The sequence below is a fragment of the Streptomyces sp. NPDC051636 genome, assembly GCF_044453765.1.
Taxonomy (GTDB): domain Bacteria; phylum Actinomycetota; class Actinomycetes; order Streptomycetales; family Streptomycetaceae; genus Streptomyces.
This window is the reverse complement of sequence record NZ_JBITDA010000035.1, coordinates 48,018-73,411: the sequence shown is the minus strand read 5'-3', so window position 1 is coordinate 73,411 and position 25,394 is coordinate 48,018. Positions and strand designations below refer to the sequence as shown.

Below are 25,394 nucleotides of genomic sequence, written 5' to 3'. Positions count from 1 at the left end.
GCGTCAATGTTCTGTGGGCTCTCTTGCGTGACGGACGGTGCTACAGCCCAATACCGCCCGTCACACTGGCCGCTTGACATCTCCATTAGGAATCGTCCGGCCGAATACGCCGCTGCGGTCACGGAGACCCGCCCGCTGGCCTCCGCCGCCGCGATCGAGCTGACCGGCCTCACTCCCGACGACCTGGCCGACTACCTGTACTGCACCACCCGTAACCCCGACCGCGCGAACCCCGCTGCGAACGCCTGGGAGCCCGTACTGGCCGCGTTGCGCGAGCAGCCACCGGACGGGCCGGCGTCCCCCCTCGCCACGGTTCTGGCGACCCCACTGATGGTCACCCTCGCCCGCAGCATCTACAGCGACACCCCCGGCCGCGACCCTTCAGAGCTGTTGGACACCGAGCGGTTCGGCAGTCCCGAGGAGCTGGAAGACCACCTTCTGGGCCACTTCATCCCCACCGTCTACCACCGTCGACCCGAGCCGGGTCGTGGCGGCCGACCCCGCCGCCGCTTCACCCCGGAACGCGCCCGGCGCTGGCTCGGCTACCTCGCCCAGGATCTCAACCGGCTCCAAACCCCGGACCTGACCTGGTGGCGCCTGGGCACCACCAGGAACCGTTACTCCCGCATGTTCGCGCTCGGGCTCCTGACCGCGCTGGTCGCGGGGGCGACAACCGGCCTCGGGAACATCGCCGTGGACGTGATCGCGACGTCGCACGGGCTCGGGTACGTCCTCAGGCGCGGGCTCGTGGCCGGGCTCCTGCACGGGCTCGTGGCCGGGCTCGGCTCCGGAATCCTGTACGGCGCGGTCGGCGATCGGAGAGCGGCAGCACCAACGCGCCTACGTGTGCAGACCTTCGGCAGACACAGAGCGATGCGTACGAGCTTCCTCCCCAGGTTCGCGGTCGTCCTCGGGCTCCCGGCCGCGCTGGTGCTGGGGCTCGTGGACCAGGTCGCGGTCTCGGGGCTCGGACCGGACGACGGGCTCGGCAGCGTGCTCGTGTCCACGCTTGGGGCCGGGCTCGGGACCGGGCTGGTGCTCGGGCTCATGGCCTGGCTGGAAGCCCCGGTCGATGTCTCGTCTGCCGCCGGTCCCGCCGACCTGTTGAACACAAACCGTCGCTACGTGGTCTTCCCTCTGCTCGTCTGGGGGCTCGTGTGCGGGCTCATCCACGTGTTCACGGCGTCCGGGATCGGGCTCACGACCGGGTTCGAGACGGCCCTTGGACTCGCGCTCGGGTACTGGTTCAGCTTGACCGCCTGGGGTCAGTGGGTTGCCCTCGCACGCATCTGGTTGCCGCTCACCGGGCGTTTGCCCTGGGCGCTGATCGCTTTTCTCGACGACGCATGCAGACGAGGCGTCCTGCGCCAGGCCGGCGCGGTGTACCAATTCCGTCACGCCCGACTCCAGCAGCACCTCGGCCGGCTTTCCGGGCTTGAGCCGGATCCAGTACCTCGGCGCGATGCAAGCGGCCTCACCCCGGGCGAGGGAGCCTCGCGAACCGACGGCCGTGGGGGTCGGCACCACCTCGAGGAGCGGGGTGGCGAGCGGCGCAGGCTCGTTGCACAGCTCGCCGAGCACACCGCCTCAGGCGAAGAGGTCCCGTTGCAGATCCAGATCGTGACAAGCGGTGGCAGCTCGCGTGCCCCCTTGCGCGGTCTTCGGGTTCCACCGCCGGGAGCGCAGATCCTGATCACGGTTCACGCACCGGGCCTGGCGATCACCGGTGAGCTGCAGCAGACGGTGACGGTGCTGCCGGGGCAGGACTCGGACGTGCTCCGCTTTCCCGTCCGTTCGAACGTGCCCGGGCTGTTCGTGGTGACGGCGCGCGCCTTCCACCATGGCACCTTCATCGGGGAGGTGCGTTGCCAGATCACCGTGGAGCCCGGTGGGGCGATCCGAGGTGGGCCGCCGACGTCGGCGGAGCTGCGGGCGCCGGCCTTCGGCCGCGGCGAACTCCCCCCGCAGGGCGAGGACGCTCCTGACACTCCGCCCGATCTCGAAGAAGCAGAGGCGGAGAGCACGGACCGCGACGAAAGCGACGCGGCACTCCTCCCTGAGGACGCGGCAGAAGCCGCCGGCACACTGGATTCGGCAATGGCTCGTCTCTTCGTACGCCTCGGACCGCCTCCGGAACCATCAAGTCTCGACTATGAGCCTGTAGGCAGCGGTGGGGGAGGGACGCAGCAGTGAGCCCTGAGGAAGAGCGTCCGCTACCCGAAACGCGAACCGATCCCGTGATCACGGCCGGAATGGAGATCGCCGCCACGTGGGGCGAGGCTCTGGGAGGGCCTGAAAAGCTGGAGGTGGCACTCAGAGCCCTTGAGCCTCAGCTCAAGCGGGAGCACCAGATCAGGCTGCGGCAGCTGGACAATCAGCGAGCCCAGGCTGAGCGGAACGCCGCAGCCGAACGTGAGGCTGCACAGCGTGGGGCCGAGGCAGCCAAAGCCGACGCCGAACGTGCGGCACGCGAGGCCGAGCGCATTCGTAAGCACAACTACCGCATGGCCACTCTGGGCTCCAGCGTCCTGATCGCGCTGACCATGCTGGGCGGGGGGAGTTGGATTGCTTCGGACCAGCCGTGGCTTGCGACTGCTCTGTGTGGCCCCGGTCTTCTGGCCCTCGTGAAGCTCTTCATGACTCAGCGCAGCGACGCCACAGACACGAAGGCCGTGAGCCGCGCCGCGAGGGATGCCGCCAATGCCGCGGTCCCTCCTCCGCCTCTGTGACGCAGCCGCGCGGCAGGCCGGACGGGTCCTTGATACTGACGCGGTTCAAAGGAACCCGGTTCGTCCTGCCGGTCGTCCCGCCCTACTTGATCTGCTCGGCCGCCCAGGCCGCCCAGTCGCGGCGCATCTCGTAGAAGCGCAGGCCGTACTCCAGGGCGATGCGGCCGTGGACCGAGAGGTTGTCGTCGTCCCAGTCGATGGCGTCGGCTAGCCGGCGCAGTTCGTCGTACTCCTGGGCGGACCGGTCGGTCAGATCGGTCAGGTAGGCGTGGGCCTGGTCGGGTTCGAGGACGCCCAGGAAGAAGACGCGCAGGAGGACGTCGCTGCGGACGGTCCGCTGGGGCTGGGTCTCCGTCAGCCAGTGCCGCAGCTCGGCCAGGCCCTCGTCGGTGAGGGCGTACTCCTTGCGGCCGCGCGGGCCCTCGGCGGCCACCGTGATCAGGCCGGTGGCCGCGAGCTTCGTCAGCTCCGTGTAGATCTGGCTCTGGGTCGCCGGCCATACGTTGGCCAGGGACGTCTCGAAGCGCTTCAGCAGGTCGTAGCCGCTCGCGGGGCGCTCCGTGAGCAGGCCGAGGAGTGCGTGTCTGAGGCTCATGCCCCTCACTCTACATTCCACTGTTGACATGTCGCTAGTAGACCTTCTAGTTTTGACATGTCGGGAGAGGAACCCGGAATGGAGAGATCAATGTCGTACCTGCGCACGTTCCTGCCGTGGATCGTCTTCGCCGTAGTGCCCTCGGGCAACTGGCAGTGGGGCGCCCTGGCCGCACTTGTCGTCGCCGTCGTGCTCATCGCCCAGCAGCGGCGGGCCGGAACCGGATTCGACGCGCTGATCATCGAGCTGGGCTCGGCCGTCTTCTTCGCGGTGCTGGCGGTCATCGCCTTCACCGACCCGGACTCCGGCGTCCACGACTACTCCGCGGCCCTCTCCTCCGGCACCCTCGCCCTCATCGCGGGCGGCTCCCTGGCCGTCGGCAGGCCGTTCACCCTCGGCATCGCCAAGCGGACCACCCCGCGCGAGGTGTGGGGGCTCAAGCCGTTCATCCGGACCAACGTCGTCATCACCGCCGTGTGGACCGCCGCCTTCGCCGTCACCGCCGTCGTCCTCGCGCCCCTCGCACACTCCGGACACGCCCACTCAGCCACGGCGACGATCGTCCAGATCGCCGGCTTCGTCGTCCCGATGGTCTTCACCGTCCGCTACGTCGCCCACGTCCAGGCCAACGCCGGGCAGGTGGCCCGATGACCAGCCCCACCCCCCGCCACCTCGCCGGCAACTACGCCCCGGTCTCGGAGGAGCTCACCGCCCACGACCTGCCGGTCACCGGCACGCTCCCGCCCGCCCTGAACGGCTGGTACCTGCGCAACGGCCCCAACCCGGCCGACGCGGCCTCCGGGCACTGGTTCTTCGGGGACGGCATGGTCCACGGTTTACGCATCGAGGACGGGCGCGCGGTGTCGTACCGCAACCGGTGGGTGCGCACCCGCAGCCTCACCGACGGCGCGCGGATGTACGACGACCAGGGCCACCGCGACCTCACCGCCGGACCCGCCAACACCCACGTCGTCCGGCACGCCGGCCGCACCCTCGCCCTCGTCGAGACCGCCCTGCCCTACGAGCTGACCCGCGACCTGGACACCAAGGGCCCCTACGACTTCGGCGGCCGGCTGCACACCGCCATGACCGCCCATCCCAAGACCTGCCCGGCCACCGGCGAACTGCACTTCTTCGGCTACGGCATCATGGAGCCCACGCACCTCACCTACCACCGCGCCGACGCCAGCGGCGAGCTGGTGATCAGCAGGACCGTCGAGGTGCCGGGCGCGACCATGCTGCACGACTTCTGTCTGACCGCCCAGCACGTCGTCTTCCTGGATCTGCCCGTCGTCTTCGACCTCGACCTCGCCATGACCGGCGGGACCATGCCCTACTGCTGGGACGACGGATACGGTGCCCGGCTGGGCGTGCTGCGCCGCGACGACCCGTACGGCGAGGTGCGCTGGTTCGAGATCGACCCCTGCTACGTCTTCCACTCGCTCAACGCCCACGACGCGCCGGACGGCAGCATCGTGCTCCACGTGATGCGGTACGCCGAGATCTGGCGGCGCACCGAGCAGGGCCTCACCCCGCCGCGGGACGCCGTGCTGTGGAAGTGGACCATCGACCCCGCGACCGGGACGGTCCGAGAGCAGCAGATCGACGACCGGCCGGGGGAGTTCCCGCGCGTCGACGACCGGCTCACCGGACTCACCGCCACCCACGGCCACGTCACCTGCGACAACACGCTGGTGCGGTACGACCTGACCACCGGCGCCGTCACCGCCCACGACTTCGGGCCCGACCGCACCCCCGGCGAGGCCGCCTTCGCCCCCGCCGACGATGTGGCGGGCGGTCCCGGCTGGCTCATGACGTACGTGTACGACGCCACCACCGACCGCAGCGACCTGGTCGTCCTGGACGCCGACGACCTCGCGGCGGGGCCGGTCGCCACGGTCCACCTGCCCGCCCGGGTGCCGTTCGGGTTCCACGGCAACTGGCTCGCGGACTGACCGGCCACCGCGCGCCCCGGCGGGGCCGGCAGGCCGGGCCCGGCATGTCCGGCTGGTCCGTTCAAGCGCCCCTTTAGGCGGTCACCAGAAGATCGTCGGCGACATGGGTAACGCGCACCATGCGCGACATGCGAGGGGGATGCAGTTGTCACGCTTCGTCACTTTCACCGACCTCGTCCGGGCGCGCTGCGCCGAGTCCGCGGGCGATGACGTACACATCCAACTTCGCGACACCCAGAACGGCCCGGCCGCCGAGCGGCTGACCTACGGGGAACTGGACCGCGCGGCGCGCCGCATCGCCGGGGCGCTGCGCGCGCACGGGGTCGAGGGGCGGCCGGTGCTGCTGATGTACCCCGGCAGCCTCGAATTCCTGAAGGCGTTCACCGGCTGCCTGTACAGCGGGGCCGTGGCCGTGCCCGCCCCGCTGCCCGAGGGCGGCGCCAAGGGGCGGCTCGGTCGCAGCTCGGCGATGCTGCGCGACTGCGGGGCCGCGGTCGTGCTCACCGACCGGGCCAGCGCGCCGGACGTCGCCCTGTGGCTGGCCACCGAGGGCCACGGCGAGGACGTGGTGTGCGTGGCGAGCGACGCCCTGCCGGAGGGGGACGACGCCTGGGAGGCGCCTGCCACCGGGGCCGACGACCTCGCCTTCCTGCAGTACACCTCCGGGTCGGTGTCCGAGCCGCGCGGTGTGATGGTGACGCACCGCAACCTGATGGCCAACCAGGCCGCCCTGCAGCGGGTGCTGGGCACCACCTCCGCCGACCGGTTCGGCGGATGGCTGCCGCTCTACCACGACATGGGGCTCATCGCGCACCTGCTGCACCCCGTGTGGCTGGGCAGCGCGTCCGTGATGATGTCGCCCACCGCGTTCATCAAGCGTCCGGTGCGCTGGCTGCAGGCCATCGACGAGCACGGTGTCACCATCGGCGGCGGGCCCAACTTCTGCTACGACCTCGCGCTGCGCCGGGTCACCGACACCCAGCTCGGCCGGCTCGACCTGTCCCGCTGGCGGCTCGCGCTCAACGGGGCCGAGCCGGTGCGCGCCGACACGCTCGACGCCTTCGCCCGCCGGTTCGCCGCCGCCGGCCTGCGGGCCGAGGCGATGTACCCGTGCTACGGGCTCGCCGAGGCCACCCTCGTGGTCTCCGGCGGCGTCAGCGGGGAGCCGTACCAGCGGATCCAAGCCGACGCCGCCGCCCTCGCTCGGGACGTCTTCGCGCCCGCCGGGCCGGGTGCGGAGTCCCGGACCCTCGTCGGCAGCGGGCGTGTCACCGACTTCGACGTCCGCATCGTCGACCCCGTCGGCTACCGGGAACTGCCGGCGGGCGCCGTCGGGGAGATATGGCTGCGCGGCGACAGCGTCGCCGCCGGGTACTACGGCAAGCCCGAGGAGAGCGAGGCCACCTTCCGCGCCGTGCTGGACAGCGGCGAGGGCGGATTCCTGCGCACCGGGGACCTGGGGGTGCTCGACGACGGGCAGCTGTATGTCACCGGGCGGCTGAAGGAAGTCGTCATCCTCAACGGGCGCAACGTGTACCCGCAGGACGTGGAGCACGCCGTCAAGGCACTGCACCCCGCGCTCGCCGCGGGCAACGGCGCCGCGTTCTCCGTGGAGGCCGGGCGCGAGCAGCTCGTCCTCGTGCAGGAGGTCAGGGGCGGGCAGCTCGACGGCCCGCAGCTGCGCGAACTCGCCCAGCGGATCCAGGAGCTGATCGGCAAGGAGTTCCACGTGCCCGCGGGCAATGTGCTGCTCGTGCGGCCCGGCACCGTGCGCCGCACCACCAGCGGGAAGGTCCAGCGCACCCTCATGCGGCGGGAGTTCCTGGCCGGCGAGGTGCACGGCGAGTACGAGGTGTTCGACCCGGCCGTCCGCGCGCTCGCACGCGCCGGGGACGTGCTGCTCGGGGAGGGGCTGCTGCAGTCCACCGCCGGCGGTGGCGCATGGTGACCCTCACCGCCGCGCCCGTGCGCGAGGCCGAGGTGCAGTGCCGCGTGGCCGCCGTGGAGGACCTCCTCGGCGACCCCGGCGACCCCGCCAACCCGTGCGGCTACGCGGCTCTGCTGGACGCCGACCGGGACGCCGTGCGCAGCGTGCCCGGCGAGGACGCCCTGGACCGGTCCGGCATGCACCACGAATACGTGCCCGTCGCCCTCGGCGGGCGGCTCACCTCGATGGACACCCTGGTCCGCGTCATGCGCCCGGTCTTCCGGCGTGACGTGGGCCTCGGCATGGGGTACGGCGCCATGTCCTTCATGGCCGCCGTCGACGTGTGGATGGCCGGCACCGAGGACCAGCAGGCCGCCCTGGCCCGGCGGATGCTGCGCGGCTCGCGGGCCGCCATCGCTCAGCTGGAGACCGCCCACAGCAACGACTACGTCCGCAGCCAGGTCTCCGCCCGGCCCGGACCGCACGGCGGACTGCTGCTCAGCGGCCGCAAGCCCGTCATCAACAACCTCGACCGGGCCGACGCCCTGGTGCTGTTCGCCCGCACCGATCCGGCCCCCGGCCGCCGCAGCCACACCGCGGTCGTGCTCGACCCGTCCCGGTTCCCCGAGGGCCGGGCCCGGCGCCTCAGCCGTCACACCTCGCTCGGGCTGCGCGGCTGCGTCTTCGGCGGGGTCGACTTCGACGACTGCCCGGTGCCGGACGACGCCCTGCTCGGACCGGTCGGCGGCGGCGTGCCGATCGCGCTGCGCTCCTTCCAGGTGACCCGCACCGTCATCTCCTCCATGGTGCTCGCGGCCGTCGACACCGGCCTGCGCACCGCCGTCGCCTTCGACCACGAGCACCGCGGCGGCGGCTGGACCACCGGCGGTTCCGACTCCCAGCGCACCGCGGCCACCATCACCGGCGCGTTCGTCAACCTGCTGCTGTACGACGCGTTCGCCACGGTCGCCACCCGCGCCATCCACGTCCTGCCGGAACAGACCAGCGTGTACTCGTCGGCCGTGAAGTACCTGCTGCCGCGCGTTCTGACCGAGACGATGTACGACCTGTCGATCGTGCTCGGCGCCGGGCTCTACACCCGCGAGGGCACCCTCGGCATCTTCCAGAAGCACCTGCGGGACGTGCCCGTCGTCACCCTCGGGCACGCCGGGTCCGTCGCCTGCCAGGGCACGATCATCCCCCAGCTGCCGCGCCTGGCCCGCCGGTCCTGGTTCGTCGAGGAGGAGGCGCCCGCCGCGCTGTTCCGGCCGCGCGACCCGCTGCCCCCGTTCGACCCGGACCGGCTCGCGCTGGCCTGCGGGCGGGACAGCCTCAGCGCCACGCTGCTCGCCGTGGCCGCCGAGACCCCGGGCACCGGCGCCGTCGAACGCGCGCTGCGCGACCTCGCGCTCGGCCTCGTCGACGAGTTCCGCGACCTGCGCGCCCGGGTGCTCGCCCTCGGCCCGGAACCGGGCGCCGCGCCGTTCCCGCTGATGGACCGCTACGCCCACCTGCTCGCCGCCGCCGCGGTGCTCGGCGTGTGGCGGCACAACCAGGACGGCTCCGATCCGTTCCTCGCCGACCCGGCCTGGGCCGCGGCCGCTCTGCACCGCGTCGCGCGCCGCCTCGGCGCCCCGGCACCCGACCTGCCGGCCGAGTGCGAGCTGCGGGTCCGGCACGAAGTGCAGCTGCGCTTCAGCGACCGGCGCAGCTACGACCTCTACGACACCCCGCTGCCGGGATGAGCGTGCCACATGCCCGGCATCCCGGTCCGGCGAATCCCAGCGAAAGGCGTTCGGCCATGAACGTACCGACCACCCGGCAGTCCCTGTCCTCGACGTCTCCGGTGCCCGGCCCCGTCCTGCCGCGCGGCTGGCTGCTCGACCGGGTCGCGCTCTACCTCGGCAGGGACGCGCAGACCATCGACCCGACCGTGCCGCTGGCCGAGTACGGCATGGACTCGGTGTGCGCGCTGAGCCTGTGCGGCGACCTGGAGGACGAGTTCGGGCTCGTGGTCGAGCCGACCCTGCTGTGGGACCACCCCACCGTGCAGAGCCTGCTGGCCTTCCTGGCGATCCAGCTGCCGGCGGCCGACGCGGACGGGGAGCGGTGATGGCGGACGGGTCCTCCAACCGCGACGGCGTCGCGATCGTCGGGATGGACTGCGCCTTCCCGCTCGCCCGGGACACCGACGCCTACTGGGAGCTGCTGCTGCGCGGCGGCGACGTGATCGGCGACGTGCCGCCCGAGCGGTGGGACCCGGCCGCCGACGGGGCCACCGGGGCCGGGCTCACGCGCGGCGGTTTCCTCGACGGTGCCGACGTGTTCGACAACGCGTTCTTCTCCGTGCCGCCGCGCGAGGCCGCCGCCATGGACCCCCAGCAGCGGCTGCTGCTGCACTGCGCCTGGCGGGCCGTGGAGGACTCCGGCGTGGCGCCCGGGTCGCTGGCCGGCAGCGGCACCGGTGTCTACATCGGCGTGATGGGCGGCGAGTGGGGGCGGCTGCACCTGGGCGACTACGACCGGGTGACCCCGCAGCTCGGCGCGGGCAGCAGCGCGGGCATGACCGCCAACCGGATCTCCTACCATCTCGGCTTCACCGGCCCCAGCATGGCCGTCGACACCGCCTGCTCCTCCTCGCTGGTGGCCGTGCACCTCGCGGTCGGGGCGCTGTTGTCCGGGGAGTGCGACACGGTGCTCGCCGGCGGCGTCAACCTCGTCATGTCGCCCGCGCTCGGGCTGGTCTACCACCAGCTGGGGCTCGCCGCGGCCGACGGGCGCTGCAAGCCGTTCAGCCGGCACGCCGACGGCATCGGGCGCAGCGAGGGCGTCGGCCTCGTCGTACTGCGCCGGCTCGCCGACGCAGTCGCCGACGGACAGCGGATCTACGCCGTGATCCGGGGCACCGCCGTCAACCAGGACGGCCGCAGCAACGGCATCACGGCGCCCAACCGCTGGTCCCAGGAACAGGTGGTGGCCACCGCCTGCAAGCGGGCCGGTGTCCAGCCGCGCGAGGTGGCCTTCGTCGAGGCCCACGGCACCGGCACCGTCCTCGGCGACACCATCGAGTGCGCCGCGCTCGGCAGCCTGCACGGCGAGGGCCGCGACGAGCCGCTGGCGGTCGGCTCGGTGAAGGGCAACCTCGGGCACACCGAGGGCGCCGCCGGGATCGCCGGGCTGATCAAGGTCGCCCTCGCGCTGCATCACCGGATCGTGCCCGCCAGCCGGTTCGCCGACCGCGAGAACCCCCAACTGCGGCTCGCCGACCGGGGTATGAGGCTCCTGAAGTCGCCGCTCCGGCTGCCGCCCGCCCCGGTCCTCGCCGGGCTGTCCAGCTTCGGCATGGGCGGTACCAACGCCCACGCCGTCCTCGGCTCCGCGCCCCGCCCCGCACCCCGGACCACGGCACGGCGCGGCCGGCCCGGCGCCGGCGTGTTCACCCTCACTGCCGACACCCCGGGCGCCCTGATCCGCAACCTCACCGAGCAGGCCGACGCCCTGGCCCGCCGCCCGCGCGCCTCCGCCGCCGCACTGTGCCGGCAGAGCAACCGGGTCAAGACCGGACTGCCGTACCGTTTCGCCGTCACCGCACGGGACACCGAGGAACTGGCCGCCGCGCTCCGCGAAGCGGCCGGGGAGGGACTGCCCGAGCAGGTCGCGCACCGGCCCTGGAGCGTGCCGACGGTGGCGTTCCTGTTCTCCGGGCAGGGCGCCCAGTACCCCGGCATGACCGCCGGCCTGTACCGGGACTCCCACGCCTACCGGCAGGCCCTGGACGCGGCCGACGCGGCGCTGCGGCCGTACCTCGACACGTCCGTGCGCGATGTGCTCCTGTCCGGCGACGAGCACGGCCTGGCCGGGGAACTCACCCAGCCCGCCCTGTTCGCCGTCGAGTACGCCCTCGCCGCCACCCTCACCGCGCTCGGCATCCGGCCCGCGGCCGTCCTCGGGCACAGCGTCGGCGAGTTCGCGGCGGCCGTCACCGCCGGCGTGCTCACCCTCGACGAGGCCGCGCACCTGGTCGCCACCCGCGGCCGGCTCATGCACGCGCTGCCCGGTGGCGGCGCCATGCTCTCCGTGCAGGCCGGACCCGACGCGCTGCGCCAGCTCCTCGCCGAGGAGCCGCGGGCGCACCTCGCGGCCGTCAACGGGCCCCGCGACACCGTCCTGTCCGGCACCGCCGAGGCCCTCGCCCGGATCGCCGAGACCCTGCGGGAAGCGCAGATACGCACCCGCGACCTCGAGGCGCCCGTCGCCTTCCATTCGCCGCTGGTGCGGCCCGCGCTCGACCGGCTCCGGTCGGCCGCGGCCGGCACCGGGCCGAGGGCACCCGAGGTGCCCCTCTTCTCCACCCGCTACGGCAGACTCCTCGACGCCGCCGAGCGCATGGACGCCGACTACTGGGCGGCCCAGGCCGAGTCGCCGGTGCTGTTCGCGGACGCGCTCGCCGACCTGGAGACGGTCTGCGCCCCCACCCACCTCGTGGAACTCGGCCCGCGCCCGCAGCTGCTGCCCCTCGCCGGGCGGGCCGAGCTCGCCGCGAGCGTGGAGTTCCTGCACCCGGCACCGGGTCCGGAGGCCGGCGGCGCAGACCTCGCCGACCTCCTCGCGCGGCTGTACCGGGCCGGACTCGACCCCGACTGGGAGCGGCTGTACGACCCCGACGCCACCTCGGGCACCGCCGAGAAGCTGCGCGGCTACTCCTTCTCCACCGCACACCGCTACTGGACCGCCCCGCCGCAGCCGCGCACCGAGCAGACCACCCGGCCCCGGCCCACCTCCGCTCCACCCCCGCCCGCGCCCGCGTCACCCGCGACCAGCGACCCGGTGTCCAGGGACCGCGACCCGGTGCTCGCGGCCGTCGTCGACGCGGTCACGGAGGTCGGGTCGTACCCCCTGGAACAGGTCGGGGCCACCGCCCGGTTCTACGAGGACCTCGGCTTCGACTCGGTGATGATCATGCAGCTGAAGGACCGCATCGAGGCCCGGCTGCCGCACCTCGGCGAGGTGTCCGTGCAGCAACTCCTGCCCGCGCTGAGGTCGGTGGGCACCCTCGCCCAGTTCCTCGGCGGACGCCTCACCGAGGGGGCCGGGGCATGAGCGTGCGCCGCCGGGCCGGAATGACACGCGCGCTGCTGTGCCGCGCCGGAGAAACCGAGGCCGTATCGTTCGGCTTTCAACTGGAAGGAGCCCGCGCGTGAGCGCCACGGCCTATCTCGCGGCGACCGGCAGCGCCCTGCCCGGCCCGCCCGTCGACAACGCGGCCCTCGGCAGGGCGCTCGGGGTCAGCGAGGAATGGGTCGACATCTTCGTGGGCACCCGCACCCGCCACTTCGGCTGGGACCTGCGGACCGGACAGGTCCGGCACACCCTCGCCGACCTGTGCGCGCAGGCCGGGGGAGCGGCCATCGACGCCGCCGGACTCGACCCGGTCGACATCGAGTTCGTGCTGCTCGCCACCGCGACGCCGGACACGCTGCTGCCGACCACCGCCAGCGAGGTCGCCGACCGGCTCGGCCTGATGTACCTGCCCGCCTTCCAGATCCAGTCCGGCTGCTCGGGCGCCGTGCAGGCCATGGACCTCGGCCGCACCCTGATCCGCGGCGGCGCCCGGGCCGGGCTGGTGATCGGCGGCGACGTCACCCACCGCCACCTCGACGCCCGGCGGGACGTGGCCCGCATGCCCACCGAGGAACTCGTCAACTACGTGCTGTTCGGCGACGGCGCCGGCGCGGCCGTGCTGACCGCCGAACCGGTCGCCGAACGCGTCGCGGTCAAGGGCCTGCTCAACCGCTTCACCGGCCTGGGCCGCCCGGCCGGGCAGACCGTCGACTGGTACGGCATCAGCGACCGGCACAGCGAACGTCCCATGGTCGTCGAGGACTACAAGGCCATCGAGGAGTCCGTGCCGACCATGGCCCGCGAGATCCTCTGGGAGCTCCTCGACCAGCTGGAGTGGACCCCCGACGACCTGGACTTCCTGCTGCCTCCGCAGCTGTCGGGCCGGATGACCGAGCGGATCACCGAGCACCTGGACGTGCCCGGCGCCAAGGAGGTCTCCTGCGTCGCCGAGACCGGCAACACCGGCAACGCCCTGGTGTTCCAGCAACTCGCCCGGCTGCTGCCCGATCTGCCCACCGGCGGGAAGGCACTCGCCATCGCCGTGGAATCGAGCAAGTGGATCAAGTCCGGGCTCGGCCTGGAGAAGGTGTAGGAGATGGCGGTACTGCAGCGCGCGGCCACGCGCCCCGAGCCCCTTCGGCGGCTGCGGGAACTGGCCGCCGAGGGGCGGCTGGAGGCGGCGTACGACGAGGTCGCGCCGCTTCTCGCCGAGCTCGCCGACGACCCCGCGGCCCCGCCGGGCTGGCCCCGCCGGGCCGGGCGGCTGCTGGCCCGGGCCGACCGGGACGCCGTCCTCGCCCGCTGCCCCGGCATCGCCCCGGTGACCGTCACGGTCACCGGGCAGTCCACGGTCGCGGACGTCGTCGAGCCGCTCACCGGCGAACTCGCCCGGCACGGACTGCTGTTGCACGCGGTCGTCGGCGACCACGGCGCCTGGCTGCGGGACCTCACCGACCCCGGCGGCGCTTTCCGAAGCGTCACCGCCGACCTCACGCTCTGCCTGCTGGACGACACCACCGTCTTCGCCGAGGTGCCCGCCGTCTGGGGCCCCGAGGACGTCGAGCGGGCCGCCGAGGAGGTGGCGGCACGCATCGAGGGTCTCGTACGGCAGCGCGCACGGGCCGGGGCCGGCACCCTTGTGCTCACCACTCTGCCGCTGCCCCGGGAACGCACCCAGCAGCTCGTCGACCACCGCTCCCGGGCCCGGCTGGGCGTCGTGTGGCGGGATTTCAACGCCCGGCTGCTGCGGCTGGGCGCCGAGGCGGCGGGCGTCGTCGTCATCGACCTCGACCCGCTGCTCGCGGCCGGCGGCCCGGTCGCCGACGTGCGCCTCGCCCAGTACGCCGGCGCCCGCCTCGGGGGCGAGCTGCTCGACGCCGTCGCCCGTGAAGTCGCCCACCTGGCACGGGCGCTCACCGGCCGTACCCGCAAGTGCCTGGTGCTGGACCTGGACCACACCCTGTGGGACGGCGTGCTCGGCGAGGACGGGCCCGACGCGATCGCCGCCGCGGGCACCCTGCGCGGTGAGGCCTTCGGCGCCTTCCAGCGGGCCGTGCGGCAGCTCGCCGCCCAGGGCGTCCTGCTCGCCGTCAGCAGCAAGAACGACCGCGCGGCCGTCCGTCAGGCGCTGCGCACCCACCCCGACCTCCTGCTGCGCGAGGGCGACTTCGCCGCGGTGCACGCCGACTGGGAGCCGAAGAGCGGACACCTCGCCGCCGTCGCCGAGGCGCTCGGCATCGGCGACGACGCCCTGGTGTTCGCCGACGACTCGGCCGCCGAGCGTGCCGAGGTCCGCCACTCCGGCCTGCGCGCCGCCGTCGTGCCGCTGGACGACGAGCCCGCCCTGCACGTCCAGCGGCTCCTCGCCGACGGCTGGTTCGACACGCTCGCCGTGACCGGCGAGGACCGCGCCCGCACGGCGCACTACCGCGCCGCGGGCGCCCGCGCCGCGCTGCGCGCCGAGGCGGGCTCGCACGAGGAGTTCCTGCGCGGCCTCGGTATCACCCTCGACCTGTCCGCACCCGAGGCACACGAACACGAACGGCTCGCCCAGCTCACCCAGCGCACCAACCAGTTCAACCTGACCGGTCTGCGCCTGGCCCCGTCCGACGCGGTGCGCATCGCCGCCGACCCCGGCCGGCTGCTGCTGGCGGCGCGCACCGCCGACCGGTTCGGCGGCAACGGCCTGACCGGCGCCCTCCTCGCCACCCGCGAAGGGCGGGTACTGCGCCTGGACAACGCCTGGCTCAGCTGCCGCGTGCTGGCCCGCGGCATCGAACAGGCCCTGCTGACCGCCGTCCTGGCCCACGCCCGGCACACCGGGCACCACGCGGTGCTCGCCGCGTTCCGGCCCACCGCGAAGAACGCGCGGGCCCGTGAGGTGTACCCCTCGCTCGGCTTCACACCCGAGGGCGAGCGCGACGGGGCGCTGCTGTTCCGGCACGACCTGCGGAGGCTGCCCGCCCCGCCGGAACACGTGCGGATCACCGGGTCGCTGACCGGCGGCCTCGACGGGAGGAAGCACACATGAGCGCGGTCGACACCCTCGACGGGTTCCTCGCACTGCTCAAGGACGAACTGGGCCTGGAGGCCACGCCGGAGGAGGCCGGCCGGAGCCTGGCCGACCTGCCCCGCTGGGACTCGCTGTACCTGCTCCGGCTCGTCACCCTCATGGAGGACGAGACCGGCCGGCGGCTGACGCTGGCCCCCGTCCTGCAGGCCCGCACGCTCGCCGAGATCCACGCCGTCGTCGTACAGCAAGCCCCACCACAGCACACCGCGGAGGCACAGGCATGACCGTCCCCGGCAACTCCACGCTCGGGCCGCCGCTCGGCGCACCCGTCGAGGTGGGCGTCGACGAGGCCGCCTGGGACCGGGTCAGGGAGGACCTCAAGCGGTGCGGGACCGCCCTCCTCTACGCCCACCGGCCCCTCCTGCAACCCCAGTTGCCCTCCGGTGACGGACTGCGCCGGCTGCTGGGCCGGGACTGGTCGCGCTATCTCGGCCTCGCGCACGCCGACGTCCGTGACCGGTACGCGGCCTCCCGGGTGCTGCTGAAGTCCGCGGCGGCCGCGGTGCTGCACGGCGACCCGGAGGCCCTGGAGCTGGCCTACGGGCCGACCGGGCGGCCGTACCTGCGCGGCTGCGACCAGGTCGACATCAGCCTCAGCCACACCGACGACCTGCTCTTCGTGGGGCTGACCACCAGGGGGCTGATCGGCGTGGACGCGGAGCGCGCCGACCGCCAGATGTACGGCGGGGGTCTCGGACGGCATGTGTGCACCCCGTACGAGATGGTGACCCTCGCCGCGCTGCCGGAGGAGCAGCGCAACCCGTCCCTGGTGCGGTTGTGGACGCTGAAGGAGGCCTACAGCAAGGCGATCGGGCAGGGCATGCAGTTCAGGTTCACCGAGTTCGGCTTCGGGCCCGACGGCAAGCCGGTCCGCGTGCAGCGGCCCGACGGCAGCGCCGGCACCGGCGCCGAATGGGCCTTCCGTACCTTCCCGCTGGCCAGTGGCTACTGCGTGAGCGCGGCCGTCTACGACGCCGGGTTCGGCCGGCCGGGCGACACCGACATCACGACCATGCTGGACGCGGACTGCGTGGAGACGATCGAGGAGGCACTGGGGCAGGAGTGAGCATGACCAGGTTCCGGGCGTCAGCCCGAGTCCCGCTCGGGACCCGCCCGCTGATCCAGCATGCGGGACAGCGCCACGTTGTACCCGGCCTGGAAGCGGCTGGTGGCCTCCAGTTCCTCGGTGATCTCCGAGATGTGCCGGCGACAGGTGCGCACCGACATGCCCAGCCGCCGCGCGACCATCTCGTCCTTATAGCCCTTCGCCATCAGGCGCAGGATGGACTGCTTGAGATCGTCCGCGATGGCCGGGGCGCGCGAGGTGTCCGGGACGAAGGGCGTGGCGCCGTCCCACAGGTGCTCGAAGACGCTGCAGACGAACGCGACCAGGGTGGGTTCCCGGACGACGATCGCGCCGTTGATCCTCCGGTTCTCCTCTCCGGGGTCACCCGTCTCGCGCTTGGGCAGGAACACCGTCTCCCGGTCGTAGATGAGGATGCGGTCGATGACCTGGTCGGCGGTGCGCACCTCCACGCCCGCCGCCGTGACGTCGCGTACGTAGGCGCGGGTGGCGAGATCGCTGCGCGCGGTGTGCTGGTAGACCACGCGCATCGCCACGCCGCGCTCGCGCATGCCCAGGGCGGACTTGCGGGCGGCCTGCAGGACATCGCCGGGGCGGGCGCCGCCCGGGGCGACGGACGCCATCTCGTGCCGGCAGTGCGTGCTGAGGTGGTCGAGCATCGACTGCACGGTGGCGGGGTCGGTGATGACGTCGAACGCCTCCAGCCGGTTGCGCAGCCGGCGGCCTTCGAAGTAGACCGGCATGAGTGACATCAGGCGACCGCGCACGTCGGTCACCGCCTGCTGGAGGTCGCGGATCTGTGTCTCGGCGGAGCTGACGAGGTCGGCGGTGGCCACGTCGGGGGCCACGGGGACGAGCACGTCGGGGTCGCCCGGCATCGGCTGCAGCAGGCGCAGCAGAACCAGCACCTTCTCCGCATGCTCGATCTCGGCCGGGGACAGCGCCAGATGCACGGCTATGTCCTCGCGTATGAAGCGGCCCAATTCCACAGCGTGTCCATAGGCTGCCGCACTTACGTCGTCCAGCTCGGTGAATTGGGAATGGGAGTAATTCATTCCGCGCATCCAGCCGTTCTCGAGTCTGTGTGCAGTTGTTGCCGTGCAGCTTTGAGCCATCGCTCGAGACTTGGGTTCGGCCCGGTGGATTCGAGATGGTGTTCCTGGCGACGGGAGGGGCCGGCGGTGGACACGGGGCTCTCAGGGTTCATGACGATCCTTCCCGCTCGGTACGCCGACACATCGAACTCGCAGGGGGAAACGTGCACGTCATGACAAACATGATCAACATCGTCGCTCGTAGTGCAGCTTTGGGCAGTACTCTTGGTGTGTTGTTTACCGGCGCCATACTCTTCGGGCAGCACAGTGACGCAGGCCGGACCGAAGCGCACAGCGGAACGGTAGTGACCGCTTCCTCCCTGGTCCATCACAACGACGACCGCTGGCCGTGACCGCACCCACTTACCTCGTTCGTCGGCAGGCGCCTCCCGTTCAGACCAGAAGGGGGGCGCCTGCCGCCGTCTGCGCCGGCGTCGCGTGCCGCACGGCCGGCACGGCGATGGCGCTCAGCACCAGGCCGCCGGTGGCCGAGAACCGCCCGGTCAGAACCCGCCGCGGCGCACCCGGCCCGGCCGCCGGGTCCCTGAGCAGCGCCGCCCGGAACGTGCCGCGCTCGGCGTCCACCGTGAGCAGTGCGTCCTCGAACTCCAGGGTCTTCCCGGTCAGCGGGAAGTAGGCCTTGTACACCGCCTCCTTCATGGAGAACAGCAGTCGGTCCCAGCGGACCTCCGGCAGGGTGCGCAGCAGCCGCGTCACCCAGGACCGCTCCTGCGGCAGTCCGATCGACTCCAGGATTCCCTCCGGCAGCGGCTGGTTGGGCTCCGCGTCGATCCCCAGCGCGGCGATCTCCCCGGCACGGGCCAGCGCGGCACCCCGGTAGCCGGCGCAGTGCGTGACCGAGCCGACCAGCCCCGGCGCCCACTTCGGCGCGCCCCGCAGACCCGGCAGCACCGGCAACGCCTCCTGCCCGAGGGCGGCCATCGCGCGCCGTGCGCACCAGCGGGCCGTGGTGAACTCCCGGCGTCGCGCCTCGACGGCCCGGGCGATCTGCGCCTCCTCGGCCGGGAAGAGGGTCACGTCGGTGCGGTCGACGGTCGTGTCCACGGCGGCGACCTCGGCCGGGAGCAGCGTTTCGATCATGGGGATCACCCTCGGAGACGGGCCGCGGCCGGGTGAGCCGCGGCGGTGGACCCACCGTCCCGCCGTGCTCGCCCGGGCTCCAGCCGCAACTGGCCGGCCGGGCTGTACTGGTGTCCTCGGGGGTCGGAAAGCGACTGTCCCCTGCTAGGCGCGCGATGCTGCGGCGGGTACTTGCCATGGGGTTGTCATGGCGACCGCCTGTCGTCCCGGGGCCTGTCGTCAATTCCCTTGCCCGCCGCGGCCGTGACGGCGCAGCCCAGGTCCTAGGGGGCTTCAGGGGTACTCCCTGCCTGGTCCTGGGCCCTAGGGTCGGCCGAATGGCGCACGGACAGCTGATGGCCATCAGTGATCTGCACGTGGCGTACGAGGAGAACCGGCGGATCCTGGACGGGGTGCGGCCGGAGGGGCCGGGGGACTGGCTGCTCGTCGCCGGGGACGTGGGGGAGTTGCTCTCGGACGTGGAGTGGGCGCTCGGGCTGCTCGCCGAGCGGTGGGCCCGGGTGGTGTGGGTGCCCGGCAACCACGACCTGTGGACCGCCCACGAGGACCCGGTGCAGTTGCGGGGCGACGCCCGCTACCGCCGGCTCGTCGAGATCTGCCGCGGTCTCGGCGTGCACACCCCGGAGGACCCGTACCCCGTGTGGTGCGGTTCCCGCGGGCCCGTCGTCGTGGCGCCGCTGTTCCTGCTGTACGACTACACGTTCCGCACGCCCACCGCCGCCACCAAGAAGGAGTCGCTGGAGCAGGCGTACGCGGCCGGGGTGGTGTGCACCGACGAGTTCCTGCTGCATCCGGACCCCTACCCGAGCCGCGACGCCTGGTGCCGGGCGCGGGTCGCCGAGACCGAGCGGCGGCTCGCCGAGTGCGACCCGGAGCTGCCGACCGTGCTGGTCAACCACTTCCCGCTGGTGCGAACCCCCACCGACATCCTGCGCCACCCGGAGTTCGCCCAGTGGTGCGGCACCGAGCTGACCGCCGACTGGCATCTGCGGTTCCGCGCCGCCGCCGTCGTCTACGGCCATCTCCACATCCCGCGTACGTCGTTCCACGACGGCGTGCGCTTCGAGGAGGTCTCCGTCGGCTATCCGCGCGAGTGGCGCAGGCCCGGTCACCCGAGGAACGTGCCGCGGCGGATTCTGCCCTCTTGACAGCCTCCTCCGGCCGGGGCCGGTGACTTGCTGCCGTGCAGCTTTCGGCCACCGGCGGGCGCACCCATGCTTCGTAGACTGGGGCCTTGAAGGACGGTTGCCCCGCCCAGGGAATTCCTTTGCGCTTCTTTGGGGAAAACATGGGGACGTCCGAAGGAAGTCGTTGAAGAAGTCCCCCGCGGTACTCCTGAAGGTTCCGGTGGATTTCGGCGGCTTCCTGGACAACGGGGGAAGTGAGGCAACGGCCATGCGTATGGACCGGGAGAAACAAATCCGCTTGCTGGAATCCGCGGTGGGAGAGGCGGCCGGGGGTGCCGCCCGGGTCGTGCTCGTCGAGGGCGCGGTGGGCTGTGGAAAGACCGAACTACTCGAATCCGCTACCGAAATGGCCGTACGCGCGGGGGCCCTGGTGTTGCGCGCGGAGGGAACGCGGGCTGAACGGAACATTCCATTCGGAGTGATCGCCCAGTTGGCGGCCACCGCCCCCGAGGGCGCGTTCGTCGCCGTGCCGGAGCCGGACCTGGCCGGAGCGGGCGGGATCGCGGCCCGCCAGGCCTTCGTCACCGCGGTGCAACGGCTCGCCGTGCGGAGGCCCGTGGCGATCTGCGTCGACGACCTCCACCTCGTCGACGAGCCCTCCCGCCGCTATCTGCTCCACCTGGCGGGCCGCCTGCGGCAGGCCCGGGTGCTGCTGGTGTTCGCCGAGTCGCTGCACGAGCGCGCCGACGACCCGGAACTCGGCACCGACCTGCTGCGCAGACCGGGCTTCGCGCGGATCGAACTGGCGCCGCTCACCCGGGACGGCGTCGCGGCGGCCCTGAAGCGGGCGGGGGACACGAGCCGCGACGCCGCCGAGGCGCACACCCTGACCGGGGGGAACCCGCTGCTGCTGCGGGCGCTGACCGAGGACGGCCGGCCAGGACGGGCCTTCGTACAGGCCTTCCTCGCCTGCCTCAGACGCAGCGGCAGCCGTACCGAGGACGTCGCGGGGGCGGTCGCGGTCCTCGGCACTCTCGCCGGGCCCGGCACCGTCGCCGGCCTGCTGGACGTGCCCGAGTCCGGGGTACGGGCCTGCCTCGACTCCCTGGGCCGGGCGGGCCTCCTCGACGGCACCCGCTTCCGGCACCCGGCCGTGCGCATCGCCCTGCTCGACCACCTGGACCCCCCGGTCCGCGCCCAGTGGCACCGCCGGGCCGCCGAGCTCGCCCACGCCCAGGGGCACGCCGCCACCGACGTCGCGGCACTGCTGCTCGCGGCCGGCGAGCCGACGCCCGCCTGGGCCGGCCCGGTGCTGCGGGCCGCGGCGGACCGGCTGCTGGCCGACGGGCAGCACCGGCGGGCGCTGCAGTGCCTGGAGACGGCCCTGGCCGGCACCGAGGACGAGGGCGAGAGCGCCGAGCTGCGCACCGCGCTCGCCGCCGCCCAGCTCGCCATCGACCCGGCGGCCGCCGAGCAGCAACTGGCGGGGCCGCTGGCCGCCGTGCGCGCCGACCGGCTCCCGCCCTCCGCCGCGGCCCGGCTCGCCCGCCTGCTGGTCACCCAGGGCCGCATCGACGAGGCCGGCGAGGTGCTGCGGGAGTTCGGCGTCGACACCGCCGCCGGGGACGGCGGCACCTGGGACGAGCTGCGGGGCGTACCGCTGCTCGACGGGCTGTCCGCGTTCCCGTACCGGTCCGCGCGGCCCGCGCCGCCCGCCGTCGCGGCCCGCCCCAAGGACCCCCACCGGGCCGCCCCGGCGTACCACGCGCCCGCCGCTCAGCAGGGGCCGGGCTGGGCCGCGGCCTTCTGGGGCGTGCCCGAATGGGAGCGCTCCACCCGCGGCGCCGAGACCGCCGAGGCGCTGCTGAGGCGCACCAGCCCCGCCGAGACCACCCTCGCCCCCGTCCTGCAGGCGCTGCGCGCCCTGCTGCACCTCGACGGACCGCGCCGCGCGCTGCCCTGGACCCAGACCTACCTGGACGAGGCGGCCCGCCGGGGCGCGCCCGGCTGGCAGGCCGTGTTCGCCCTCACCCGCGCCGAGGCGCTGCTGCGCCAGGGCGACCTGCCCGGCGCCGAGCAACTCGCCCTGCAGGCCCGCAGCCTGGTGCCCGAGCACGACGACAGCCTGTTCCACAGCTGGGCCGGCGCCACCCTGGCCGCCGCCCGCACCCCCATGGGCCGGCATGACGACGCCGGCCGCGAGGTGTGCCGACCGCAGCCCGAGCGCCTGGCCGGCAGCCTCCAACTGCTCGCCCACCTCAAGGCTCGCGGCACCTACTACTTCGCCACCAACCGCTACCAGGCCGCGCTCGCCGACTACCTGGACATCGGACGGGCCATGCGCCGCTGGGGCATCGACCGGCCCGTCGTGCTGCCCTGGCGGACCCTCGCCGCCGAGGCCCTGCTCCAGCTCGGCGAGGTCCGCCAGGCCTCCCGGCTGGTCGCCGACCAGCTCGCCTCGCGGGACATCGCCCACCCCTGGGTGAACGGCCTCACACTGCGGCTCAAGGCGGCCCTCGCCGAGCCCGCCGAACGGCCCGCACTGCTCACCCACGCCGTCGACGACCTGCGCCGCGCCGGCGACCGGCTCGAACTGGCCCGCGCCATGGCCGACCTGGGAGAGGCGTTCAAGGAGTCCGGCGACCCGGGCCGGGCCAACATGGTCAACCGGCGTGCCTGGCAAGTGGCCAAGGAGTGCGGCGCACAGACCCTGCGCGAGCGGATCCTGCCCGGTCGGGCCCTGGCCGCCGACGTCCCCGACGCCGCCCGGCACGCCGAACTCGACGCCAAACTCAGCGAGTCGGAGAAGCGGGTGGCCCTGCTGGCCGTGCACGGCCACACCAACCGGGAGATCGCGATGAAGCTGTACATCACCGTCAGCACGGTCGAGCAGCACCTCACCCGCGTCTACCGCAAGCTGAACATCACCCGCCGCCAGGACCTGCCCGCCGACCTGCCGTTCAGCGAGGCACTGGACCTGGCCTGAGGCCCGCCCCGGTCGGCCGGGGGCGCGGCAGACAAGGAGATACGACCATGAGCGGTACGCCGTTCGAGAACCCCGGCGCCGAGTACCTGGCGCTGGTCAACGACGAGGGGCAGTACTCGGTGTGGCCCGCGGCGGCCGAGGTGCCCGCGGGCTGGCGGGTCGCTCTCGCCGCCTCGCCCCGGCAGGCCGTGCTCGACCACATCGACCGCCAGTGGACCGATGCGCGGCCGGAGTCACTGAGGGCCCTGGACGGGCAGCCGGGCCAGTGACGCGCGCGCGTACACCACCTGGCAGCCCGGGACGATGAACAGGGACTCGCGCAGCGCCGAGGCGGACTCGGTCGTCAACTCCTCGACGGCGTCCGCCTCGTCGTACATCAGGGCGCGTTCCAGCTCGAAGTAGTACAGGTTGAAGGCGTCGACCTGCCGCTGGTACAGCCACCAGCGGTGACCCTCCTCGGGCGTGCCGTGCTCCCTCAGGTAGGCGGCCGTCAACTGCTCTTCCAGGCGGTGCGCCACGCGCTCGGAGGCCAGGCGGGAGCGGATCCCGGTGCCCGGGCGGGCCCGCTCGTACAGGCAGTGGCCCAGCTCGTGGGCGACGCCGGCCAGCGCGCCGAGGGTCGGCCCGTCGGCGCCGAGGATGACGGCCGCGTGCGGGGGCCCGACCGTGCGGAACGGGGTGCCGCGCTCGGCCAGCGAGGACTCGGCGAGGATACGCAGCACCCGCGCCCGCCAGGGCCGCAGCTCGGGCAGCCCGGGGAGGATCTCGGCGGCCGGGGCGTGCGTGGGGTGGCTCAGTATCACGTCGTCGGCCGGCAGCGGCAGGGGCAGCTCGGCCAGGTGCACCAGCATCGAGCGGCGCAGCGGCAGGACGGCCGCGTGGCGGGGGGCCGCGAGGACCTGGCGCACCTGCCGGTGCGTGACGTCGAACAAGCGCCGTACCCAAGGCAGTTGGCGCAGTAGGGCCAGCCGGGCGCGGCGCTCGGTGAGCAGTTTCTCGATCAGGTCGCCGGTGCCGAGGACGGCCTCGCGCTGCAGGCGCCGGCGTTCGTCCCGGTAGGCGGCGACGGCCTGTGGGTCACCGGTGAGGTCGTGCTGCGGGGCGGGCCGGTGCGCCCCGCCCCGCGGGGGTGCCACGTCAGTTGTTGACGTTCGTGTTGTTGTTGCTGTTGCTGTTGTTGTTGGCGTTGTTGTTGTCGTCGGAAACGATCGACAGGTCCTCCGCGAGGGCGTTGATGTCCGTGGCGGTCACGCTCTGCAGACGCGGGGCGTCGGCGTTGCCGGCCATCGCCGCGTTGGTCGCGTTGTTGTTGGCGTTGCTGTCCACGTTGTTGTTGCTGTTGTTCGACATGGGGTTGTTCGCCGGGGAGTTGTTCGTCATGAGATCTCCTGAGGACGAGCGTGGGGCCGGGCCGGTGCCCGGTCTGCGTGTCGAGCAGCGACTCCATCTAGCGTCATGGCGCTAAAGCGGCGGATGGCTGTGGCAAGCGCATGGCAAGGCCGCGCCCGCGGCCGCCGGGCATGGCAGGAAACGGTGATGCGCCCCGGGAACCGGCCGGGAACGACGTGGAACTTCCGCTTCCCGCATTGTGGCCGCATCACCCGTCGGTCAGGGTCGGTCGCAGTCCGTAACCCCGGCAGGAGGTCCCCCATGCTCACGGATCAGGACCACAGGACACCGTCCCCGGCACGCCGGCGCGAGCAGATGCTGGAGGGCGTCGAGACCAGACTGCGCTCGCTGCTGAACGACGAGTACCGCCGCCATACCGGGCAGGCGCGCGCCGCGATCCTCGTCGAGTCACTGGCCGAACTGGTCGCGGCGGGCGGCGAACGGGTGCGTCCCGTGGTCCTGTTCACCGGGTACCTCGCCGCGGGCGGCGCCCCCGGTGACCCGGGCGCCGTGGACGTGGCCGCCGCCCTGGAACTCCTGGACACCGCGATGGTGTTGCGGGCCGACGTGCACGACAACGTGGCCGTGCGCCGCGGCATGCCCGCCCTGCACGTCGCCCACGCCGCCGAGCACGAACGCGGCGGCTGGGGCGGCGACGCCGGGCGGCACGGCGCGTACGCCGCCACGCTCGCGGCCGACCTCGCCCTCGCCTGCGCCGACCGGCTGGCCGGCGCGCTCACCGGCACGGCGCGGGCTCTCTGGGACGAACTGCGCGCCGACCGCTGCGTCGGCATGTACGCGCACGAGTCGATGACCGCGGCCTACCTCGCCGACCCGTGGCCGGGCCGCTGCGTCTCCGGCTGCGACAGCGGCTGCCGCGCCGGCTGGTACGCCCTGCGCGCCCCCCTGCTGATCGGTGCCGAGCTGGCCGGCCGCGACGACCTCGCGCCGGCCTACGAGGCCTATGCCGCCGCCCTGCATGCCGCCTGGCGCCTCCGCGGCTTCCTGGACGGCGGCCCCGAGTACGCCTGGGAGGCCGACCTCCTGCGCGAGATCCTGCTCGACGGCGAGGAACGGGACGTGGCGGAGCGCATGATCCGCGATCTGGTGACCCGGGCATCCCGCACGGCCGACGGCGCGCCAGTGCCGGGGGAGTGGCGCGCCGAATTGGTGGCGTTCGGGGAACGGGTGGCTTCGGTGTGAGGGGAGCGGG

General features: G+C 73.2%; 22 protein-coding genes. 17 read left to right on the top strand and 5 right to left on the bottom strand.

The window, feature by feature from the left end; translation table 11 throughout:
- Window positions 1–27 precede the first annotated feature (27 nt).
- Window positions 28–2,193 (top strand): hypothetical protein, encoded by a 2,166-nt coding sequence (locus tag ACIBBH_RS37645; protein WP_399412664.1) that lies wholly within the window; start codon window positions 28–30, stop codon window positions 2,191–2,193.
- Window positions 2,190–2,729 (top strand): hypothetical protein, encoded by a 540-nt coding sequence (locus tag ACIBBH_RS37640; RefSeq protein WP_399412662.1) that lies wholly within the window; start codon window positions 2,190–2,192, stop codon window positions 2,727–2,729. Before ACIBBH_RS37645 ends, ACIBBH_RS37640 begins: the two co-directional genes overlap by 4 nt.
- A gap of 82 nt (window positions 2,730–2,811) precedes the next feature.
- Here ACIBBH_RS37640 and ACIBBH_RS37635 read toward each other — a convergent pair whose 3' ends face one another.
- Window positions 2,812–3,324 (bottom strand): PadR family transcriptional regulator, encoded by a 513-nt coding sequence (locus ACIBBH_RS37635; RefSeq protein WP_399412660.1) that lies wholly within the window; start codon window positions 3,322–3,324, stop codon window positions 2,812–2,814.
- Window positions 3,325–3,414: 90 nt separating this feature from the next.
- On the opposite strand from ACIBBH_RS37635, the gene ACIBBH_RS37630 reads away from it, so the two are divergent.
- From ACIBBH_RS37630 to ACIBBH_RS37585, 10 genes are all read left to right on the top strand, one after another.
- Window positions 3,415–3,975, top strand: coding sequence for a hypothetical protein (locus tag ACIBBH_RS37630; protein ID WP_399412658.1), 561 nt, complete (start codon window positions 3,415–3,417; stop codon window positions 3,973–3,975).
- Window positions 3,972–5,279 (top strand): carotenoid oxygenase family protein, encoded by a 1,308-nt coding sequence (locus tag ACIBBH_RS37625; protein ID WP_399412656.1) that lies wholly within the window; start codon window positions 3,972–3,974, stop codon window positions 5,277–5,279. The genes ACIBBH_RS37630 and ACIBBH_RS37625 overlap by 4 nt, the downstream gene beginning before the upstream one ends.
- A gap of 139 nt (window positions 5,280–5,418) precedes the next feature.
- Complete coding sequence (locus ACIBBH_RS37620; RefSeq protein WP_399412654.1) at window positions 5,419–7,227, top strand: fatty acyl-AMP ligase; 1,809 nt, start codon at window positions 5,419–5,421, stop codon at window positions 7,225–7,227.
- Window positions 7,221–8,951 (top strand): acyl-CoA dehydrogenase, encoded by a 1,731-nt coding sequence (locus ACIBBH_RS37615; RefSeq protein WP_399412652.1) that lies wholly within the window; start codon window positions 7,221–7,223, stop codon window positions 8,949–8,951. Before ACIBBH_RS37620 ends, ACIBBH_RS37615 begins: the two co-directional genes overlap by 7 nt.
- Before the next feature lie 56 nt (window positions 8,952–9,007).
- Window positions 9,008–9,319: an acyl carrier protein gene (locus tag ACIBBH_RS37610; RefSeq protein WP_399412650.1), complete on the top strand. Its 312-nt coding sequence runs from the start codon at window positions 9,008–9,010 to the stop codon at window positions 9,317–9,319.
- A complete protein-coding gene (locus ACIBBH_RS37605) occupies window positions 9,319–12,306 on the top strand; it encodes a type I polyketide synthase (protein WP_399412648.1) in 2,988 nt (995 codons plus the stop codon). The genes ACIBBH_RS37610 and ACIBBH_RS37605 overlap by 1 nt, the downstream gene beginning before the upstream one ends.
- A gap of 97 nt (window positions 12,307–12,403) precedes the next feature.
- Window positions 12,404–13,420: a 3-oxoacyl-ACP synthase III family protein gene (locus tag ACIBBH_RS37600; RefSeq protein ID WP_399412646.1), complete on the top strand. Its 1,017-nt coding sequence runs from the start codon at window positions 12,404–12,406 to the stop codon at window positions 13,418–13,420.
- Window positions 13,421–13,423: 3 nt separating this feature from the next.
- Window positions 13,424–15,358, top strand: coding sequence for an HAD-IIIC family phosphatase (locus ACIBBH_RS37595; protein WP_399412644.1), 1,935 nt, complete (start codon window positions 13,424–13,426; stop codon window positions 15,356–15,358).
- Window positions 15,355–15,624: an acyl carrier protein gene (locus ACIBBH_RS37590; protein WP_399412642.1), complete on the top strand. Its 270-nt coding sequence runs from the start codon at window positions 15,355–15,357 to the stop codon at window positions 15,622–15,624. Before ACIBBH_RS37595 ends, ACIBBH_RS37590 begins: the two co-directional genes overlap by 4 nt.
- A complete protein-coding gene (locus ACIBBH_RS37585) occupies window positions 15,621–16,466 on the top strand; it encodes a 4'-phosphopantetheinyl transferase family protein (protein WP_399412640.1) in 846 nt (281 codons plus the stop codon). Before ACIBBH_RS37590 ends, ACIBBH_RS37585 begins: the two co-directional genes overlap by 4 nt.
- Before the next feature lie 20 nt (window positions 16,467–16,486).
- Here ACIBBH_RS37585 and ACIBBH_RS37580 read toward each other — a convergent pair whose 3' ends face one another.
- The gene (locus ACIBBH_RS37580) at window positions 16,487–17,473 is read right to left on the bottom strand and encodes a LuxR C-terminal-related transcriptional regulator (RefSeq protein WP_399412638.1); all 987 of its coding nucleotides are present in this window, start codon (window positions 17,471–17,473) and stop codon (window positions 16,487–16,489) included.
- 278 nt (window positions 17,474–17,751) lie between these two features.
- On the opposite strand from ACIBBH_RS37580, the gene ACIBBH_RS37575 reads away from it, so the two are divergent.
- On the top strand, window positions 17,752–17,931 hold the full coding sequence (locus tag ACIBBH_RS37575; protein ID WP_399412636.1) for a hypothetical protein: 180 nt from the start codon (window positions 17,752–17,754) through the stop codon (window positions 17,929–17,931).
- A 40-nt stretch (window positions 17,932–17,971) separates the two neighbouring features.
- Here the strand turns inward: ACIBBH_RS37575 and ACIBBH_RS37570 are convergent, their stop codons facing one another.
- A complete protein-coding gene (locus ACIBBH_RS37570; protein WP_399412634.1) occupies window positions 17,972–18,679 on the bottom strand; it encodes a 4'-phosphopantetheinyl transferase in 708 nt (235 codons plus the stop codon).
- A 317-nt stretch (window positions 18,680–18,996) separates the two neighbouring features.
- On the opposite strand from ACIBBH_RS37570, the gene ACIBBH_RS37565 reads away from it, so the two are divergent.
- The 3 genes from ACIBBH_RS37565 to ACIBBH_RS37555 all read left to right on the top strand — a co-directional run bounded on the left by ACIBBH_RS37565 (window position 18,997) and on the right by ACIBBH_RS37555 (window position 23,061).
- Window positions 18,997–19,827 carry a metallophosphoesterase family protein gene (locus tag ACIBBH_RS37565; protein ID WP_399412632.1) on the top strand — a complete coding sequence of 277 codons (831 nt, stop codon included), beginning with the start codon at window positions 18,997–18,999 and terminating at the stop codon, window positions 19,825–19,827.
- Window positions 19,828–19,990: 163 nt separating this feature from the next.
- Window positions 19,991–22,792, top strand: coding sequence for an AAA family ATPase (locus ACIBBH_RS37560; protein WP_399412630.1), 2,802 nt, complete (start codon window positions 19,991–19,993; stop codon window positions 22,790–22,792).
- Between the two features lie 47 nt (window positions 22,793–22,839).
- Window positions 22,840–23,061, top strand: a complete 222-nt coding sequence (locus ACIBBH_RS37555; RefSeq protein ID WP_399412628.1) for an MbtH family protein — start codon at window positions 22,840–22,842, stop codon at window positions 23,059–23,061.
- On the opposite strand, the gene ACIBBH_RS37550 is transcribed toward ACIBBH_RS37555, so the two are convergent.
- Window positions 23,026–23,928, bottom strand: coding sequence for a hypothetical protein (locus ACIBBH_RS37550; RefSeq protein ID WP_399412626.1), 903 nt, complete (start codon window positions 23,926–23,928; stop codon window positions 23,026–23,028). The genes ACIBBH_RS37555 and ACIBBH_RS37550 overlap by 36 nt on opposite strands.
- A 1-nt stretch (window position 23,929) precedes the next feature.
- Complete coding sequence (locus ACIBBH_RS37545; RefSeq protein WP_399412624.1) at window positions 23,930–24,172, bottom strand: hypothetical protein; 243 nt, start codon at window positions 24,170–24,172, stop codon at window positions 23,930–23,932.
- A gap of 270 nt (window positions 24,173–24,442) precedes the next feature.
- Here ACIBBH_RS37545 and ACIBBH_RS37540 point away from each other — a divergent pair, with 270 nt between their 5' ends.
- Window positions 24,443–25,384: a polyprenyl synthetase family protein gene (locus ACIBBH_RS37540; RefSeq protein WP_399412622.1), complete on the top strand. Its 942-nt coding sequence runs from the start codon at window positions 24,443–24,445 to the stop codon at window positions 25,382–25,384.
- Window positions 25,385–25,394 lie beyond the last annotated feature (10 nt).